This is a genomic window from Arthrobacter sp. V1I7, from assembly GCF_030817015.1.
Taxonomy (GTDB): domain Bacteria; phylum Actinomycetota; class Actinomycetes; order Actinomycetales; family Micrococcaceae; genus Arthrobacter.
This window is the reverse complement of sequence record NZ_JAUSYS010000001.1, coordinates 856,620-873,194: the sequence shown is the minus strand read 5'-3', so window position 1 is coordinate 873,194 and position 16,575 is coordinate 856,620. Positions and strand designations below refer to the sequence as shown.

Annotated in this window: 26 protein-coding genes; 1 reads left to right on the top strand and 25 read right to left on the bottom strand. The window is 61.7% G+C overall.

The features are described 5' to 3' along the window. Window positions 1–92: 92 nt before the first annotated feature. From map to rpsJ, 23 genes are all read right to left on the bottom strand, one after another. Complete coding sequence (gene map, locus QFZ69_RS04205; RefSeq protein WP_306915794.1) at window positions 93–920, bottom strand: type I methionyl aminopeptidase; 828 nt, start codon at window positions 918–920, stop codon at window positions 93–95. Window positions 921–1,028: 108 nt separating this feature from the next. After that, window positions 1,029–1,598, bottom strand: a complete 570-nt coding sequence (locus QFZ69_RS04200) for an adenylate kinase (RefSeq protein WP_306919589.1) — start codon at window positions 1,596–1,598, stop codon at window positions 1,029–1,031. A 5-nt stretch (window positions 1,599–1,603) separates the two neighbouring features. Continuing rightward, window positions 1,604–2,914 (bottom strand): preprotein translocase subunit SecY, encoded by a 1,311-nt coding sequence (gene secY / locus QFZ69_RS04195; RefSeq protein ID WP_306999931.1) that lies wholly within the window; start codon window positions 2,912–2,914, stop codon window positions 1,604–1,606. A 186-nt stretch (window positions 2,915–3,100) separates the two neighbouring features. Further along, window positions 3,101–3,595 carry a 50S ribosomal protein L15 gene (gene rplO / locus QFZ69_RS04190; protein ID WP_058931722.1) on the bottom strand — a complete coding sequence of 165 codons (495 nt, stop codon included), beginning with the start codon at window positions 3,593–3,595 and terminating at the stop codon, window positions 3,101–3,103. Beyond that, window positions 3,596–3,802, bottom strand: coding sequence for a 50S ribosomal protein L30 (rpmD, locus tag QFZ69_RS04185; protein WP_306915792.1), 207 nt, complete (start codon window positions 3,800–3,802; stop codon window positions 3,596–3,598). 3 nt (window positions 3,803–3,805) lie between these two features. Beyond that, window positions 3,806–4,492: a 30S ribosomal protein S5 gene (gene rpsE / locus QFZ69_RS04180; protein WP_306915791.1), complete on the bottom strand. Its 687-nt coding sequence runs from the start codon at window positions 4,490–4,492 to the stop codon at window positions 3,806–3,808. A gap of 26 nt (window positions 4,493–4,518) precedes the next feature. Beyond that, complete coding sequence (rplR, locus tag QFZ69_RS04175; protein ID WP_018773674.1) at window positions 4,519–4,902, bottom strand: 50S ribosomal protein L18; 384 nt, start codon at window positions 4,900–4,902, stop codon at window positions 4,519–4,521. Between the two features lie 2 nt (window positions 4,903–4,904). Further along, window positions 4,905–5,441, bottom strand: coding sequence for a 50S ribosomal protein L6 (gene rplF, locus QFZ69_RS04170; RefSeq protein WP_090575311.1), 537 nt, complete (start codon window positions 5,439–5,441; stop codon window positions 4,905–4,907). A gap of 18 nt (window positions 5,442–5,459) precedes the next feature. Continuing rightward, on the bottom strand, window positions 5,460–5,858 hold the full coding sequence (gene rpsH / locus QFZ69_RS04165) for a 30S ribosomal protein S8 (RefSeq protein ID WP_056425243.1): 399 nt from the start codon (window positions 5,856–5,858) through the stop codon (window positions 5,460–5,462). Between the two features lie 93 nt (window positions 5,859–5,951). Continuing rightward, a complete protein-coding gene (rplE, locus tag QFZ69_RS04160; RefSeq protein ID WP_264354703.1) occupies window positions 5,952–6,533 on the bottom strand; it encodes a 50S ribosomal protein L5 in 582 nt (193 codons plus the stop codon). Further along, the gene (rplX, locus tag QFZ69_RS04155) at window positions 6,533–6,892 is read right to left on the bottom strand and encodes a 50S ribosomal protein L24 (protein WP_306915788.1); all 360 of its coding nucleotides are present in this window, start codon (window positions 6,890–6,892) and stop codon (window positions 6,533–6,535) included. Before rplX ends, rplE begins: the two co-directional genes overlap by 1 nt. 3 nt (window positions 6,893–6,895) lie before the next feature. Beyond that, the gene (gene rplN, locus QFZ69_RS04150) at window positions 6,896–7,264 is read right to left on the bottom strand and encodes a 50S ribosomal protein L14 (RefSeq protein WP_024366126.1); all 369 of its coding nucleotides are present in this window, start codon (window positions 7,262–7,264) and stop codon (window positions 6,896–6,898) included. Between the two features lie 394 nt (window positions 7,265–7,658). After that, entirely contained in the window at window positions 7,659–7,967 is a 309-nt protein-coding gene (gene rpsQ, locus QFZ69_RS04145) for a 30S ribosomal protein S17 (RefSeq protein ID WP_306915786.1), read from the bottom strand. Then, window positions 7,964–8,299, bottom strand: a complete 336-nt coding sequence (gene rpmC / locus QFZ69_RS04140) for a 50S ribosomal protein L29 (RefSeq protein WP_306915784.1) — start codon at window positions 8,297–8,299, stop codon at window positions 7,964–7,966. Before rpmC ends, rpsQ begins: the two co-directional genes overlap by 4 nt. Window positions 8,300–8,301: 2 nt before the next feature. After that, entirely contained in the window at window positions 8,302–8,718 is a 417-nt protein-coding gene (gene rplP / locus QFZ69_RS04135; RefSeq protein ID WP_123257072.1) for a 50S ribosomal protein L16, read from the bottom strand. Beyond that, window positions 8,719–9,561: a 30S ribosomal protein S3 gene (gene rpsC / locus QFZ69_RS04130; RefSeq protein ID WP_306915782.1), complete on the bottom strand. Its 843-nt coding sequence runs from the start codon at window positions 9,559–9,561 to the stop codon at window positions 8,719–8,721. Next, window positions 9,562–9,927 carry a 50S ribosomal protein L22 gene (gene rplV, locus QFZ69_RS04125; protein WP_069949298.1) on the bottom strand — a complete coding sequence of 122 codons (366 nt, stop codon included), beginning with the start codon at window positions 9,925–9,927 and terminating at the stop codon, window positions 9,562–9,564. Window positions 9,928–9,965: 38 nt separating this feature from the next. After that, window positions 9,966–10,247, bottom strand: a complete 282-nt coding sequence (rpsS, locus tag QFZ69_RS04120; RefSeq protein WP_120951155.1) for a 30S ribosomal protein S19 — start codon at window positions 10,245–10,247, stop codon at window positions 9,966–9,968. 12 nt (window positions 10,248–10,259) lie between these two features. Beyond that, window positions 10,260–11,099, bottom strand: a complete 840-nt coding sequence (rplB, locus tag QFZ69_RS04115; protein WP_306915780.1) for a 50S ribosomal protein L2 — start codon at window positions 11,097–11,099, stop codon at window positions 10,260–10,262. 29 nt (window positions 11,100–11,128) lie between these two features. After that, on the bottom strand, window positions 11,129–11,434 hold the full coding sequence (gene rplW / locus QFZ69_RS04110) for a 50S ribosomal protein L23 (RefSeq protein WP_018773664.1): 306 nt from the start codon (window positions 11,432–11,434) through the stop codon (window positions 11,129–11,131). Further along, complete coding sequence (rplD, locus tag QFZ69_RS04105; RefSeq protein ID WP_264354706.1) at window positions 11,431–12,054, bottom strand: 50S ribosomal protein L4; 624 nt, start codon at window positions 12,052–12,054, stop codon at window positions 11,431–11,433. The genes rplW and rplD overlap by 4 nt, the downstream gene beginning before the upstream one ends. Window positions 12,055–12,058: 4 nt before the next feature. Continuing rightward, window positions 12,059–12,709 (bottom strand): 50S ribosomal protein L3, encoded by a 651-nt coding sequence (gene rplC / locus QFZ69_RS04100; RefSeq protein WP_003803812.1) that lies wholly within the window; start codon window positions 12,707–12,709, stop codon window positions 12,059–12,061. Window positions 12,710–12,726: 17 nt separating this feature from the next. Then, the gene (gene rpsJ / locus QFZ69_RS04095) at window positions 12,727–13,035 is read right to left on the bottom strand and encodes a 30S ribosomal protein S10 (protein ID WP_038464699.1); all 309 of its coding nucleotides are present in this window, start codon (window positions 13,033–13,035) and stop codon (window positions 12,727–12,729) included. Window positions 13,036–13,475: 440 nt separating this feature from the next. On the opposite strand from rpsJ, the gene QFZ69_RS04090 reads away from it, so the two are divergent. Then, window positions 13,476–14,903 (top strand): GH1 family beta-glucosidase, encoded by a 1,428-nt coding sequence (locus tag QFZ69_RS04090; protein ID WP_306915776.1) that lies wholly within the window; start codon window positions 13,476–13,478, stop codon window positions 14,901–14,903. Between the two features lie 9 nt (window positions 14,904–14,912). On the opposite strand, the gene QFZ69_RS04085 is transcribed toward QFZ69_RS04090, so the two are convergent. Beyond that, window positions 14,913–15,038 carry a hypothetical protein gene (locus tag QFZ69_RS04085; RefSeq protein WP_306915774.1) on the bottom strand — a complete coding sequence of 42 codons (126 nt, stop codon included), beginning with the start codon at window positions 15,036–15,038 and terminating at the stop codon, window positions 14,913–14,915. Window positions 15,039–15,239: 201 nt separating this feature from the next. Further along, window positions 15,240–16,430: an elongation factor Tu gene (tuf, locus tag QFZ69_RS04080; RefSeq protein ID WP_306915772.1), complete on the bottom strand. Its 1,191-nt coding sequence runs from the start codon at window positions 16,428–16,430 to the stop codon at window positions 15,240–15,242. Window positions 16,431–16,575: the final 145 nt, after the last annotated feature.

The following is a 16,575-nucleotide window of genomic DNA, read 5'->3' as shown; positions in this document are numbered from 1 at the left end:
CGCAAAATCCCTGGCGACGCCGGATTGCCGGCCTCGCCAGGGATTTTCCGCATCGGGGATGACATTGCGGGTCGCCGACGCGCGGGAAGCGGTCAGGGAATCGGGACAGGCACGACGCCGAGCGGCGCCAGCTTCGCGACTCCCCCGTCCGCCGCCGACAGCACCCAGATGCCGTTCTCGTGGACCGCCACGGAGTGCTCCCATTGGCAGGAGCGCTTGCCGTCGGTGGTCACCACGGTCCAGTCGTCCGCCAGCACGGCGGTGTCGATGCTGCCGCGCACCAGCATGGGTTCGATGGCGAGGCACAGCCCCGGCCGGATCTTCGGCCCCCGGTGGCTGGTCCGGTAATTCAGCACGTCCGGGGCCATGTGCATTTCGGAGCCGATGCCGTGGCCCACGTAGTCCTCCAGTATCCCGAGCGGCTTCCCCGGCACCGATGAGACGTAGTCGTCGACGGCGGAGCCGATGTCACCGACAAACTTGCCGGTGGCGAGGGCGGCAATGCCATGCCACATCGCCGTCTCCGTGACGTCGGAGAGACGCTGGTCCTCCGGGTCCCCGGTCCCTACGATCACGGTCCGGGCCGAATCGGCGTGCCAGCCGTCCAGGATCGCGCCACCGTCGATCGAGATGATGTCCCCGTCCCGCAGCACACGGTCGCCGGGGATGCCGTGGACGACTTCCTCGTTGACCGAGGTGCAGATGGTGGCCGGGAAGCCGTGGTAGCCGAGGAAGTTCGATGTTGCGCCGGCATCCTCGAGGACGGCCGCGAAGACGGCGTCGAGGTCCCGGGTGGTCCTGCCGGGCACCGCGGCGGCCACGGCAGCATCCAGGGCGCGGCTGAGCACCAGTCCGGCCTCGTGCATGGTGCGCATCTGGGCGTTGGTCTTGTATTCGATGCGGGGCTGGCCGAAGGCCATCAGCAGCGTCCTTTCAATGGAGCCGCGCTTGTTTCCGGGGCTGCGCGGCCAAATGGCTGAGGCCCCTCCCGGTGGTCCGGGAAGGGCCTCAAGATCAAGGGTTCAGGCTCAGGCCTTCTGGGCCTCTTTGATGGCCTGCATGACGCGGTCGGTGACCTCGTCGATGCCGCCGATCCCGTCGACACGCGTCAGGATGCCGCGGTCGGCGTACTTCGCCACCACGGCTTCCGTCTGCTCGTGGTACAGGTCTAGGCGGTGCCGGATGACGGCCTCGTTGTCATCGCTGCGGCCGGTTTCCTTGGCACGGCCCAGGAGACGTGAGATGAGTTCCTCGTCATCGGCCGTGAGCTGCAGGACAACGTCAAGCTTCTGGTCGCCATCGGCCAGAATCGCGTCGAGGTAATCCACCTGCGCGGTCGTGCGGGGGTAGCCGTCCAGCAGGAAGCCGCTTTCGACGTCGTCCTCGCTGAGACGGTCGCGGACCATCTTGTTCGTCACGCTGTCCGGAACGAAGTCCCCTGCGTCCATGTACTTCTTGGCTTCGATGCCCAGCGGAGTCTCACCCTTGACGTTGGCGCGGAAGATGTCGCCGGTGGAGATCGCCACGACGCCGAGGCGCTCCGAAATGCGTTCCGCCTGCGTCCCCTTGCCGGATCCGGGAGGTCCGATAATCAACATTCTCGTCATCGCAAAAGCCCTTCGTAGTGACGCTGCTGTAGCTGCGCGTCAATCTGCTTGACGGTCTCCAAACCGACGCCGACCATGATCAGGATCGAGGTGCCACCGAACGGGAAGTTCTGGTTGGCGTTGATCAGGACCAGTGCGATCAGCGGGATCAGCGCCACAAGGCCCAGGTAAATGGCACCGGGCAGGGTAATCCGGGAAAGCACGTACTGCAGGTAGTCTGCGGTCGGCTTGCCGGCACGGATCCCCGGAATGAAGCCGCCGTACTTCTTCATGTTGTCAGAAACTTCTTCAGGGTTGAAAGTGATCGCAACATAGAAGTACGTGAAGAACACAATCATGGCGAAGTAGAGCGCCATGTAGATGGGGTGGTCGCCACGGGTCAGATTGTTGTTGATCCACTCAACCCAGGGCGCCAGCGGCTCGCCGGGCGCCGGCTGGTTGAACTGGGAAACCAGGCCCGGCAGGTACAGCATCGAGGATGCGAAGATGACAGGCACGACGCCGCCCATGTTCACCTTGATGGGGATGTACGTGCTGGTACCGCCGACGGTCCGGCGGCCGATCATGCGCTTGGCATACTGCACCGGGATCCTGCGCTGGGACTGCTCGACGAAGACCACGAGCCCCACGGTCAGCAGGCCGATGGCCAGGACCATGAAGAAGGTGCCCGGGCCCTGAGCCGTCCAGATCGCGCCGAGCGATCCGGGGAAACCGGCTGCGATGGACGTGAAGATGAGCAGCGACATCCCGTTGCCAACACCCTTTTCGGTGACGAGTTCGCCCATCCACATGATCAGGCCGGTGCCGGCCGTCAGCGTGATGATGAGGAGGATCGTGGTGATGATACTCGTGTCCGGGATGATCGGCAGCTGGCAGTTGGGCAGCAACTGGCCGGAACGGGCCAAAGACACCAGGGTCGTGGCATTCAGGAGGCCCAGGGCGATGGTGAGGTAACGCGTGTACTGCGTCAGCTTCGACTGGCCGGACGCGCCTTCCTCATAGAGCATCTGGAAGCGGGGAATGACCACCCGGAGCAGCTGCACGATGATACTCGCCGTGATGTACGGCATGATCCCGAGCGCGAAGATCGAGACCTGCAGCAATGCACCGCCGCTGAACAGGTTGACGAGCTGATAGATGCCGCCCGTGGTCTGACCGGTCTGCAAGCATTGCTGGACATTCTGGTAGTTCACACCAGGCGAGGGGATGAAAGCACCCAAGCGGAAGATTGTGATGATTCCCAGCGTGAACAACAACTTGCGTCGCAGATCAGGCGTGCGAAAGGCCCGGCCGAATGCGCTAAGCAAGCGTCCTCCTGAGTGGTAAGTAAAGCCGTGTGAGGCAGGTCAAATAAACCCAACAACAGAGTCTAACGGGTGGATGCGCCCTGCGGACAATCGGCGGGGCGCGGAAATGAGAAAACTCCCGGCACCGGAGGCCTGGGCCCCTCGGTACCGGGAGTTTCAACAACGGTCTACTGCCCCGCCGCCTTCTTAGAGGGCGGTGGTGCTTCCGCCTGCTGCGGCAATCTTTTCTGCGGCGCTGGCCGAGAATGCGTGGACGGTGACGTCAACCTTGACGGTGATGTCGCCGGTGCCAAGCACCTTGACGGGCTGGTTCTTGCGAACGGCACCCTTTTCGACCAGGTTCTCCACGGTGACTGCGCCACCTTCCGGGAACAGCTCGTTGAGCTTGTCCAGGTTTACTACCTGGAACTCAACCCGGAACGGGTTCTTGAAGCCGCGCAGCTTCGGCAGGCGCATGTGCAGCGGCAGCTGGCCGCCGGCAAAGCCAGCCTTGATCTGGTAACGGGCCTTCGTACCCTTGGTACCGCGACCGGCGGTCTTACCCTTGGAACCTTCACCACGACCAACACGGGTCTTGGCGGTCTTGGCACCCGGGGCGGGACGCAGGTGGTGAACCTTCAGAGCGTTCTGCTTCTCAGCAGCGGCGCCCTGTGCCTTTTCGGCGGTGTTCTTCTCTGCCATTTACTTCGCCTCCTCTACCTTTACCAGGTGCGGAACCGTGTTGAGCATTCCGACGGTCACGGCGTCGGCGGTCCGGACAACGGTGTGTCCGATCCGCTTCAGGCCGAGGGACCGCAGGGTGTCGCGCTGGTTCTGCTTGCCGCCAATGGCGGACTTGATCTGAGTGATCTCCAACGTGTCGTCGGAGGGAATCAGGTTCTTAGCCATGACTCAGACACCTGCCTTCTGGTTCAGAAGTGCACGCACCATTGCCGGCGGAGCAATCTCATCGAGCGGGAGGCCGCGGCGTGCTGCCACGGCTGCCGGCTCTTCAAGACGCTTCAGGGCATCAACGGTCGCGTGAACGATGTTGATGGCGTTGGAGGAACCGAGCGACTTGGAGAGGATGTCGTGGATGCCCACGCACTCCAGTACTGCACGGACCGGACCACCGGCGATAACACCGGTACCGGCGGAAGCCGGACGCAGCATTACAACGCCGGCAGCGGCTTCGCCCTGTACGCGGTGAGGAATGGTGCTGCCGATGCGGGGAACACGGAAGAAGGACTTCTTGGCTTCTTCAACGCCCTTCGCGATGGCGGCAGGAACTTCCTTAGCCTTGCCGTAGCCGACGCCGACCATACCGTTGCCGTCACCGACGACGACGAGGGCGGTGAAGCTGAAGCGACGACCACCCTTGACGACCTTGGAAACACGGTTGATGGTTACGACGCGCTCTACGAACTGGCTCTTTTCGGCTTCGCGGCCACCGTCGCGGCCACCACGGCCACCACGGTCTCCGCGGCCCTGGCCCTGGCCGCGGTCGCCACGCTCGCCACGACGAGCGCCACCACGGCGGTCGTCAGTGGTAGCAGGCGCAGCGGTCTCAGTTGCCGGAGCAGCTACAGCTTCAGTCACCTGAATGTCCTTTTCGTTATTTTCGGTCACAGTGCCAGTCCACCTTCACGTGCGCCGTCAGCGACGGCGGCGATCCGGCCGTGGTACTTGTTACCACCGCGGTCGAAGACAACAGCTTCGATACCGGCAGCCTTGGCACGCTCGGCGACCAGTTCGCCAACGCGCTTGGCCTTGGCGGTCTTGTCACCGTCGAATGCACGAAGGTCGGCTTCCAATGTGGAGGCGCTCGCTACGGTCAGGCCCTTGGTGTCATCGACAACCTGGACAAATACGTGGCGTGCGGAGCGGTTGACGACCAGACGAGGACGTACAGCCGTTCCGGAGATGCGCTTGCGGATACGAAGCTGGCGGCGGCTGCGCTGGGCAGACTTGCTCTTGTTCGTACGCTTCTTGTTAATTGCGATCGCCATGGTTACTTACCAGCCTTTCCGACCTTGCGGCGGATGACTTCGCCTGCGTAACGGATGCCCTTGCCCTTGTAGGGGTCCGGCTTCCGCAGCTTGCGAATGTTGGCAGCAACCTCGCCGACCTGCTGCTTGGAGATACCTGAAACAGAGAGCTTGGTCGGGGTCTCAACTGCAAAGGTGATGCCGTTCGGTGCCGAGACGTTGACCGGGTGGCTGTAGCCCAGAGCGAACTCCAGGTCAGAACCCTTGGCCTGGACGCGGTAACCGGTACCGACAATCTCAAGCTTCTTCTCGTAGCCTGCGGTGACACCCTGGATCATGTTGGCGATCAGGGTGCGGGTCAGGCCGTGCAGCGAACGTGAGGCGCGCTCGTCGTTCGGGCGGGCGACAGTCAGGGTGCCTTCTTCCAGGGATACCTCGATCGGGCTGGCCACAGTGTGGCTCAGCTCGCCTTTGGAACCCTTGACGCTGACGACAGAGCCGTCAACCTTGACCTCAACGCCGGCAGGAACGGTGATGGGGAGACGTCCAATACGTGACATTATTCTCTTCCTTTCCCGTTACCAGACGTAAGCGAGGACTTCGCCGCCCACGCCCTTCTTGCCGGCCTGCTTGTCAGTCAAGAGGCCGGAAGAGGTGGACAGGATTGCGACACCCAGGCCACCGAGCACGTGCGGCAGGTTGGTGGACTTTGCGTAAACGCGCAGTCCCGGCTTGGAAATACGACGAACACCAGCGATTGAACGCTCGCGGTTCGGACCGAACTTGAGCTCGAGGGTCAGCTTCTTGCCGACCTCAGCGTCTTCTTCTTTCCAGGAGGCGATGTAACCCTCGGCCTTCAGGATGTCGGCAACGCGTGCCTTGAGCTTGCTGTACGGCATAGACACGGAATCGTGGTATGCCGAGTTTGCGTTGCGCAGACGCGTAAGCATGTCTGCGACGGGATCTGTCATTGTCATGGTGGGCTCTTGCCCTTCCTCATAACGGTTTCCGTCGTACTGTTTCCCAAACAAAATTGGGAACGAGCGCAACGGACCTTTTACGTAGCTAGATTAATCTTCGGTCTTGAACGGGAAGCCAAGCGCCTTGAGCAGCGCGCGGCCTTCGTCGTCGGTCTTGGCAGTGGTCACGACAGTGATGTCCATGCCGCGTACGCGGTCGATGGAATCCTGGTCGATCTCGTGGAACATAACCTGCTCGGTCAGACCGAAGGTGTAGTTGCCGTTGCCATCGAACTGCTTGCCGCTGAGGCCACGGAAGTCACGGATACGCGGCAGGGCCAGCGTGACCAGACGGTCCAGGAATTCCCACATGCGGTCTCCACGCAGAGTAGCGTGTGCACCGATCGGCATGCCTTCGCGCAGCTTGAACTGTGCGATCGACTTGCGGGCTTTCGTTACCATCGGCTTCTGGCCGGTGATCAGGGTCAGATCGCGGACAGCGCCGTCGATCAGCTTGGAGTCCTTGGCGGCATCTCCAACACCCATGTTCACAACGACCTTCACCAGGCGGGGAACCTGGTTGACGTTCTGGTACTTGAATTCCTCGGTGAGCGAGCCCTTGATGGAATCGGCGTACTTGGTCTTCAGACGAGGAACGATCTTGCTTGCCGGAGTCTCGAGAGTCTCAGTCATTAGATGTCCTTCCCGGAGCTCTTGGCCACGCGGACGCGCACTTCACGCTTCACGCCATCGCGCTCAACGGTCTCGGTGCGGAAACCGACGCGGGTGGGCTTCTTGGTGGACGGGTCAACCAGAGCCACGTTGGAGATGTGGACTGAAGCCTCGACGACCTCGATGCCACCGGTCTTGGTGCCGCGCTGCGACTGACCGACCTTGGAGTGCTTGGTCACGCGGTTAATGCCTTCAACCAACACGCGGTTGGTCTCCGGGAATACGCGCAGAACCTTGCCCTGCTTGCCACGGTCGCCGCCGCGCTCAGCCTTGGCGCCGGTGATGACCTGAACCAGGTCACCCTTTTTGATCTTAGCCATGGACTAGAGCACCTCCGGAGCCAGAGAAACGATCTTCATGAACTTCTTGTCGCGAAGTTCACGACCAACCGGTCCGAAGATACGGGTACCGCGGGGGTCACCGTCAGCCTTCAGGATCACAGCTGCGTTCTCGTCAAACTTGATGTAGGAACCATCCGCACGGCGGCGTTCCTTCTTGGTACGGACGATGACAGCCTTGACGACATCGCCCTTCTTTACGTTGCCGCCCGGAATTGCATCCTTGACGGTAGCGACGATTACGTCGCCAATGCCTGCGTAGCGACGGCCAGATCCACCGAGAACGCGAATGGTAAGGATTTCCTTAGCACCCGTGTTGTCGGCGACCTTGAGTCGCGACTCCTGCTGAATCACTATTTACTCCTTGCGTCGCGCTGGTTCTCAGACCGAAAATCTTCCTACGGAATGAGCCTTGCGGAACGGTTGATCGGGGTGTCTCTTGACCTGCCTGGATTTTGCCAGACCAGGCCTAAACTCCCGTGCCAAAAACATTTGCATCCCAGGCCAGTCCCGACGAGTCGGGACGCAAGGGGGCACTATGCCGTGGCACGATTGTTTACGAGGTTGACGATGGCGCACAGGGGGCGCCATACAAACTCAATATCCTAGCACGGTTGGGCCCTCAGGCAGAATCAGCCCATACCACAGACGACGGCGCCGCGGCGGCTCACCGGACACGGAGAAACCCCCGCTCCCACAAGGGGACCGGGGGTTTCCGTACAGCATCCGCTGAGCGGAGCAGCAGGTGTTACTTGGCCTTCTCGAGGATCTCCACCAGGCGCCACCGCTTGGTAGCGGAGAGCGGGCGGGTCTCGGCGAGGAGAACGAGGTCGCCGATGCCGGCGCTGTTCTCTTCGTCGTGAGCCTTGATCTTCGTGTTGCGGCGAAGGACCTTGCCGTAGAGGGCGTGCTTCACACGGTCCTCGACCTGGACAACGATGGTCTTTTCCATCTTGTCCGAGACCACATAGCCGCGCTTCGTCTTACGGTAACCGCGCTCGTCAGCCGTAGCTGCGTCGGAAACAGTTTCCGTCACGTTCTCGTCCTTTTCACTCACTTGGCGTCCTCCTCAGCCTCGGCCTCGGCCGGCTGTTCAGCCTTCTCAGCCTTGGCTGCGGACTTCTTGGACTTCTTTTCTTCCTTGGCTTCCACAACCGGTGCGGCAACCTCGGCACGAATGCCCAGCTCGCGCTCACGGAGAACGGTGTAGATGCGTGCGATGTCCTTCTTTACCGCGCGCAGACGACCGTGGTTCTCCAGCTGCCCGGTGGCGGACTGGAAACGCAGGTTGAACAGCTCTTCCTTTGCCTTACGGAGTTCTTCAACGAGGCGCTCGTTGTCGAAACCGTCCAGCTGTGCGGATGCAAGTTCCTTGGATCCTACTGCCATTTCTATTCACCACCTTCGCGACGCAGAATGCGTGCTTTCAACGGGAGCTTGTGGATTGCCAGGCGCAGTGCCTCGCGAGCAACCGACTCCTCGACACCGGAGATCTCAAAGAGAACCCGGCCCGGCTTGACGTTTGAGACCCACCATTCCGGAGAACCCTTACCGGAACCCATGCGGGTCTCGGCAGGCTTCTTCGTCAGCGGACGGTCCGGGTAGATGTTGATCCAGACCTTGCCGCCACGCTTGATGTGGCGGGTCATTGCGATACGGGCAGATTCGATCTGACGGTTCGTGACGTATGCCGGGCTCAACGCCTGGATGCCCCACTCACCGAAGGAGACCTTGGTGCCGCCCGTAGCAGCGCCGGAACGACCCGGGTGGTGCTGCTTACGGTGCTTGACTCGACGTGGGATAAGCATTTAAGCCTGTCCTCCTTCTACTGCAACAGGTGCAGCCTCAACTGCCGGAGCTTCGGCAGCCGGAGCTGCCTCCGCTGCCGGACGGTCGGTACGACGACGACGGTCACCACGGTCAGCGCCGCCGGCGCCACCCGGGCGGCCCGGGCGGTCGCTGGCACCACGGCCGCGGGACGGCGCAGCAGCTGCCTGCTGAGCCAGTTCCTTGGCGGTAACGTCACCCTTGTAGATCCACACCTTCACGCCGATGCGGCCGAAGGTGGTCTTGGCCTCGTAGAAGCCGTAGTCGATGTTCGCGCGGAGGGTGTGCAGGGGCACACGGCCTTCGCGGTAGAACTCCGAGCGGGACATTTCTGCGCCGCCCAGTCGACCCGAGCAAGCGATCCGGATGCCCTTGGCACCGGCACGCTGTGCGGACTGCATGGCCTTCTTCATCGCACGGCGGAACGCCACGCGGGAAGTCAGCTGCTCAGCAACGCCCTGGGCAACAAGCTGCGCTTCCATCTCGGGGTTCTTGACCTCGAGGATGTTCAGCTGGACCTGCTTGCCGGTGAGCTTCTCAAGCTCGCCGCGGATGCGGTCTGCTTCTGCGCCGCGGCGGCCGATGACGATGCCCGGACGTGCCGTGTGGATATCCACACGGACGCGGTCACGGGTGCGCTCGATTTCGACCTTGGCGATACCGGCGCGCTCCATGCCCGTGGACATGAGCTGACGGATACGGATGTCTTCGCGGACGAAGTCCTTGTACCGCTGGCCGGCCTTGGTGCTGTCGGCGAACCAGTGCGATACGTGATCGGTGGTGATACCGAGTCGGAACCCGTGCGGGTTAACTTTCTGTCCCACTTAGCGAGCCTCCTCTTTCTCCGGGGTAGCGACTACCACGGTGATGTGGCTCGTGCGCTTCTTGATCTGAAATGCACGACCCTGGGCCCGCGGCTGGAACCGCTTCATGGTCGGGCCTTCATCAACATACATTTCGCTGATGATGAGGTCACCTTCGTCAAACGCCACACCGTCGCGGTCCGCGAGGACCCGGGCGTTGGAGATTGCTGACTGTACTACCTTGAATACCGGCTCCGAAGCTGCCTGGGGGGCAAACTTCAGAATTGCCAGAGCCTCATTCGCTTGCTTACCACGAACAAGGTTGACGACGCGCCGGGCCTTCATAGGCGTTACGCGGATATGACGCGCAATTGCCTTGGCTTCCATTGCTTTCCTTCTCTCGTCTATGACGTAAGTGCAGGCGCCTAGCGGCGCTTGCCCTTACGGTCGTCCTTGACATGGCCGCGGAATGTCCGCGTTTGAGCGAATTCGCCGAGCTTGTGCCCGACCATCGACTCGGTGACAAACACCGGGATGTGCTTGCGTCCGTCGTGCACGGCGATCGTGTGGCCGAGCATGTCGGGGACGATCATCGAGCGGCGGGACCAGGTCTTGATGACGTTCTTGGTGCCCTTTTCGTTTTCCCTTGCTACCTTCACAAAGAGGTGCTGGTCAACGAAAGGACCTTTTTTCAGGCTGCGTGGCATGTGTCCAGGCTCCTATCGCTTGTTCTTGCCAGTACGACGGCGACGAACAATAAGCTTGTCGCTCTCTTTGTTGGGACGGCGGGTGCGGCCTTCGCGCTTGCCGTTCGGGTTGACGGGGTGACGTCCACCGGACGTCTTACCCTCGCCACCACCGTGGGGGTGGTCGACCGGGTTCATGGCGACACCACGGACGGTCGGGCGGACGCCCTTCCAGCGCATGCGGCCGGCCTTACCCCAGTTGATGTTCGACTGCTCGGCGTTGCCGACCTCGCCGACGGTTGCGCGGCAGCGCACGTCAACGTTGCGGATTTCGCCGGAAGGCAGACGCAGCTGGGCGAAACGGCCTTCCTTTGCCACGAGCTGGATCGACGCGCCGGCGGAGCGGCCCATCTTGGCGCCGCCACCCGGACGCAGTTCAACTGCGTGGATTACGGTACCGACCGGGATGTTGCGCAGCGGCAGGTTGTTGCCGGGCTTGATATCAGCGTCGGCACCTGCCTCTACGACGTCACCCTGGGCCAGCTTGTTCGGGGCGATGATGTAACGCTTGGTGCCATCAACGTAGTGCAGGAGGGCGATGCGAGCCGTACGGTTCGGATCGTACTCAATTTCAGCAACGCGGGCGTTGACGCCGTCTTTGTCATGGCGACGGAAGTCGATCAGACGGTACTGGCGCTTGTGGCCACCACCCTTGTGACGGGTCGTGATCTTACCGGTGTTGTTACGGCCACCCTTTTTCGGGAGGGGACGTACCAACGACTTTTCCGGCGTCGACCGCGTGATTTCGGTGAAGTCCGCTACGCTCGAGCCGCGACGGCCCGGGGTAGTCGGCTTATATTTACGGATTCCCATAATTTATTTCCTCGTTAAAGTGGTCTCCGCTACGAGAGCGGACCGCCGAAGATGTCGATAGTGCCTTCTTTGAGGCTCACAATTGCACGCTTGGTGTTCTTGCGGGTACCCCATCCGAATTTGGTCCGCTTGCGCTTACCGGCACGGTTGATGGTGTTGATCGATTCGACCTTGACGGAGAAAATCTTCTCCACGGCCAGCTTGATCTCGGTCTTGTTCGAGCGGGGGTCCACCAGGAAGGTGTACTTGCCCTCATCGATCAGGCCGTAGCTCTTTTCCGAGACGACAGGTGCAAGCACGACGTCGCGCGGGTCTTTGATGGTGGCTGCACTCACTTGGCATCCTCCTCGTTCTTTGCCACTGCCTTGTCAGCAACGAATGCTTCGTAGGCAGCCTTGGTGAAGACGACGTCATCGGAAACGAGTACGTCGTAGGTGTTCAGCTGGTCTGCGTACAGAACGTGAACATCCGTGAGGTTGCGCACGGAGAGTGCGGCAACATCGTTGGCGCGCTCGATGACGACGAGCAGGTTCTTGCGCTCGGAGACACCGCGCAGCGTTGCCAGTGCGGCGCTGGAGGACGGCTTGGTGCCGGCCACCAGTTCAGCGACAACGTGAATGCGGCCGTTACGGGCGCGGTCAGAGAGAGCGCCGCGCAGTGCAGCAGCAATCATCTTCTTGGGGGTGCGCTGGCTGTAGTCACGCGGCGTGGGGCCGTGGACAACGCCACCACCGGTCATGTGAGGAGCACGGATTGAACCCTGACGGGCGCGGCCGGTGCCCTTCTGCTTGAACGGCTTGCGACCTGCACCGGAAACCTCGGCGCGGGTCTTGGTCTTGTGGGTACCCTGGCGAGCAGCAGCGAGCTGGGCAACGACGACCTGGTGCAGCAGCGGCACGTTGGTCTGTACGTCGAAGATCTCTGCAGGCAGGTCAACCTTGACAGTGCTAGTCATTGAACTAGGCTCCCTTCACGGCGGTGCGTACGAGTACGACCTGGCCGCGGGCACCGGGAACGGCGCCCTTGATCAGGAGCAGCGACTTCTCGACGTCAACCGCGTGGACCGTGAGGTTCAGCGTGGTGTGACGGACGGCGCCCATGCGGCCGGCCATTTTCATGCCCTTGAAGACGCGGCTCGGGGTGGATGCGCCACCGATAGAACCGGGCTTACGGTGGTTCTTGTGGGCACCGTGGGAGGCTCCAACGCCGTGGAAGCCGTGACGCTTCATAACACCGGCGAAGCCCTTACCCTTGGTGGTGCCAACGACGTCGATCTTCTGGCCGGCTTCGAAGAGCTCTACGGAGAGCTCCTGGCCCAGCTCGTAAGAGTCAGCATCTGCAGTGCGCAGTTCTACGACGTGGCGGCGGGGCGTGACGCCCGCCTTTTCAAAGTGACCAGCCAGCGGCTTGGTGACCTTGCGGGGATCGATCTGGCCGTAGCCGATCTGAACGGCGACATAGCCATCAGTCTCTGCATTGCGCAGCTGCGTGATGACGTTCGAGTCAGCCTGGACCACAGTGACGGGGATGAGCTTGTTGTTCTCGTCCCAGACCTGGGTCATGCCGAGCTTCGTGCCCAGCAGGCCCTTTACGTTACGGGTTGCGGTCATAGTCTCTCAGCACCTCCCTACAGCTTGATTTCGATGTTCACGTCGGCCGGCAGGTCGAGACGCATGAGCGAGTCAACTGCCTTCGGCGTGGGATCGATGATGTCGATCAGACGCTTGTGAGTACGCATTTCGAAGTGCTCACGGCTGTCCTTGTACTTGTGCGGAGAGCGGATTACGCAGTAGATGTTCTTCTCCGTCGGAAGCGGCACGGGGCCTACAACCGTGGCGCCTGCGCGCGTGACCGTCTCAACGATCTTCCGTGCTGAAACGTCAATGACCTCGTGGTCATATGACTTCAGCCGGATGCGGATTTTTTGTCCCGCCATGTCGCCTGACTCTCTTTCAGTTAGTGCTGCTCCAGTTCGGGCTGCTCTGTTTACTTGCGTGTTGCATGTGGCTGCCGAAGCATTTGAAGTCGTAACTACCACCCGCCGCACAAGCTGAATCCGGAAGAATCCGGGTTCCTCAACCTGCCGGCGTAACCGACCCCCGCGGTCGGGCGTGTCGCGGTTTGCCCGCGTACTCGTCCGCAGTTCCATGGGGAGTGGGTTATGTTTGGTCTCCTACCTGGACCCTGACACCCGGCATTATCCGGATCGGGACGCGAAGGAGCGCTTGAACAACTCATCTAGTATGCCGGAATTATCGGGCAGAAGCGAATCAGGAACCACGCGGCGCCCCCGCGCGAAACCGGACAGTGGCGAAACTCACACGGCCGGATTCCTGGTCATTGCCTTCAGTAATCGGTGAATGGATGATTAAGGACATGACTGTGCAGGACTCTGTTGCAGTTCAGGCCCTTGCCGCGCGCCTGAGCCCCGGGTTCAAACTCGGAGTGGCCTCCGCCGCCTTCCAGATCGAAGGTGCCCTCTCGGCAGGCGGCCGCGGCCCCTCAGGCTGGGACGCCTTCGCAGAGAAGCCCGGGAGCATCCTCGACGGGCACTCCCCCGCAATGGCCTGCGACCACTACAACCGGACGCCGGAAGACGTCGAGCTGATGCGGGACCTCGGCATCGACTCTTACCGCTTTTCGATCTCCTGGCCCCGCATCCAGCCTGACGGTACCGGCCCGTACAACAAGGAAGGACTCGACTTTTACGACCGGCTGATTGACCAGCTGCTCGCGGCGGGCATCTCCCCCATGGCCACGCTCTACCACTGGGACACGCCGCTGCCCTTGGAGCACCGGGGCGGCTGGCTGAACCGTTCGACGGCGGAACGCTTCGCGGAGTACAGCGCGGCCGCCGGCCAGCGCTACGGTGACCGGGTCGCGCAATGGGTGACTCTCAACGAGCCGGTCTCCGTGACCCTCAACGGCTACGCGCTGGGGGTCCACGCGCCGGGGAAGGCCCTGATGTTCGACGCGGTCCCTGCAATCCACTATCAGCTCCTGGCCCACGGTCTGGCTGTACAGGCGCTGCGCACGGCAGGAGTCAAAGGCGCCGTGGGGGTTACGAATCTGCACTCCCCCGTTCGCCCGGCCAGTCGAAAGCCCGGGGACAGGATCGTTGCGAAGCTCTATGACCTGCTCATGAACAGGATCTACGCGGATCCGGTGTTACTGGGGCGCTATCCCTCCCTGCCCCTAGTGGCCCGTCCGTGGCTCCGCTCACTCGGCAGGATTTCCGACGATGACCTGAGGACCATCCACCAGCCCCTGGACTTCTACGGCCTCAACTACTACTTCCCGGTCAGGGTCGCCTTGGGGCGGGGCGCGATTACCATCCCGGCGAATCCCCACAAGGCCGTAGCGCGGTTGCCCTTCCACGAGGTGGGCTACCCCGAAAATGGAACCACCGGGTTCGGTTGGCCGGTGGCCCCCGATCACCTGGGGATTCTGCTGCGGGAGCTCAAAGACCGGTACCGGGAAGCCCTGCCTCCGGTGTACATCACGGAAAGCGGCGCCAGTTTCCCGGAACCGGACCATGTCACGGGTCCCATCCAGGACAGCCGGCGGATCAGCTACCTTGCGTCCCACCTCAGCCAGGCCCTCGAAGCGACGGGTCCCGGTGGCATCGCCGAGGACGTCAAGCTCCTGGGCTATTACGTCTGGACCCTGATGGACAACTTCGAGTGGGCGGCCGGCTACTCACAGCGCTTCGGCCTGGTGCATGTGGACTTTGAGACACTCCGGCGCACGCCCAAGGATTCCTACTACTGGTACCAGGCGCTCAGCCGGGCCCGGCCGGACTGACGCCCGGACCTACTGGTTCTTGTTAGCGCGGTTGATCCGCTTTGCCCGCTCAATCTCCTGGCGGAAGTGCTTACGCACCCCAAAGACACCTGCGACGACGGCCACCACCACCACGAGGAATATTAGCCATTCCATGCCGGACTCCCTTCACTTCTTGCACGGCTGATCCTGCAACCTTAACAGGAAAGACCATCCCGGACACCGTATCGCAGGGCACGGCCGGAACCTGCTCAAAAAAAGAACAGCCCCGCTGCGATGCAGCGGGGCTGTTCCTTACTTCACGGGGACCGTCAGACGGCCAAACCGATCAGGGATCCAGCAAAGATCAGCAAACAGTTACTTGTTGATCTTGGTGACGCGTCCCGAACCAACGGTGCGGCCGCCTTCGCGGATAGCGAAGCCGAGGCCCTCTTCCATGGCGATGGGCTGGATGAGCGCAACGGTCATCTCAGTGTTGTCGCCAGGCATAACCATTTCCGTGCCTTCCGGCAGGGTGATAACGCCGGTTACGTCCGTGGTGCGGAAGTAGAACTGCGGGCGGTAGTTGGAGTAGAACGGGTTGTGACGCCCGCCTTCGTCCTTGGAGAGGATGTAGACGTTAGCCTCGAAGTCGGTGTGCGGGGTGATGGAACCCGGCTTGACGACAACCTGGCCACGCTCGACATCGTCGCGCTTCAGGCCGCGGAGCAGGAGGCCACAGTTCTCGCCGGCCCATGCTTCGTCGAGCTGCTTGTGGAACATCTCGATACCGGTCACCGTGGTCTTCTGGACCGGGCGGATGCCGACGATCTCGACCTCGGAGTTGATGGCGAGGGTTCCACGCTCGGCGCGGCCCGTTACAACGGTGCCACGGCCGGTGATTGTGAAGACGTCTTCGATCGGCATCAGGAACGGCTTGTCACGGTCACGTACCGGGTCCGGAACGGACTCGTCGACAGCTGCCATGAGGTCCTCGACGGACTTGACCCAAACCGGGTCGCCTTCGAGAGCCTTCAGGCCGGAGACGCGGACAACCGGAGCCTCATCGCCATCGAAGCCCTGAGCCGAAAGCAGCTCGCGAACTTCCATTTCGACGAGGTCGAGGAGCTCTTCGTCATCAACCATGTCCGACTTGTTCAGCGCGACCAGCAGGTAGGGAACGCCAACCTGGCGGGCGAGCAGAACGTGCTCACGGGTCTGAGCCATCGGGCCGTCAGTGGCGGCAACCACGAGGATTGCACCGTCCATCTGTGCAGCACCGGTGATCATGTTCTTGATGTAGTCAGCGTGACCCGGAGCGTCTACGTGTGCGTAGTGGCGCTTCTCGGTCTGGTACTCAACGTGGGAGATGTTGATGGTAATGCCGCGCTGACGCTCTTCGGGAGCAGAGTCAATAGACGCGAAGTCGCGCTGCTCGTTGAGAGTCGGGTACTTGTCGTACAGCACCTTGGAAATGGCGGCCGTCAACGTCGTCTTACCGTGGTCAACGTGACCAATGGTACCGATGTTAACGTGCGGCTTAGTCCGCTCGAACTTTGCCTTTGCCACAGGTTCCTCCTAGAACGTTTTCAAATGACTTACCCTTCGACCGCGCTTGTCGCGGCAGAAACTCCAGTAAGTCTACTTGGGGGGCTTTGGATTGGTGAAATTGCAGATTCAGGAACTAATACTAGTCCCTCGAGTCTGTCGGTGC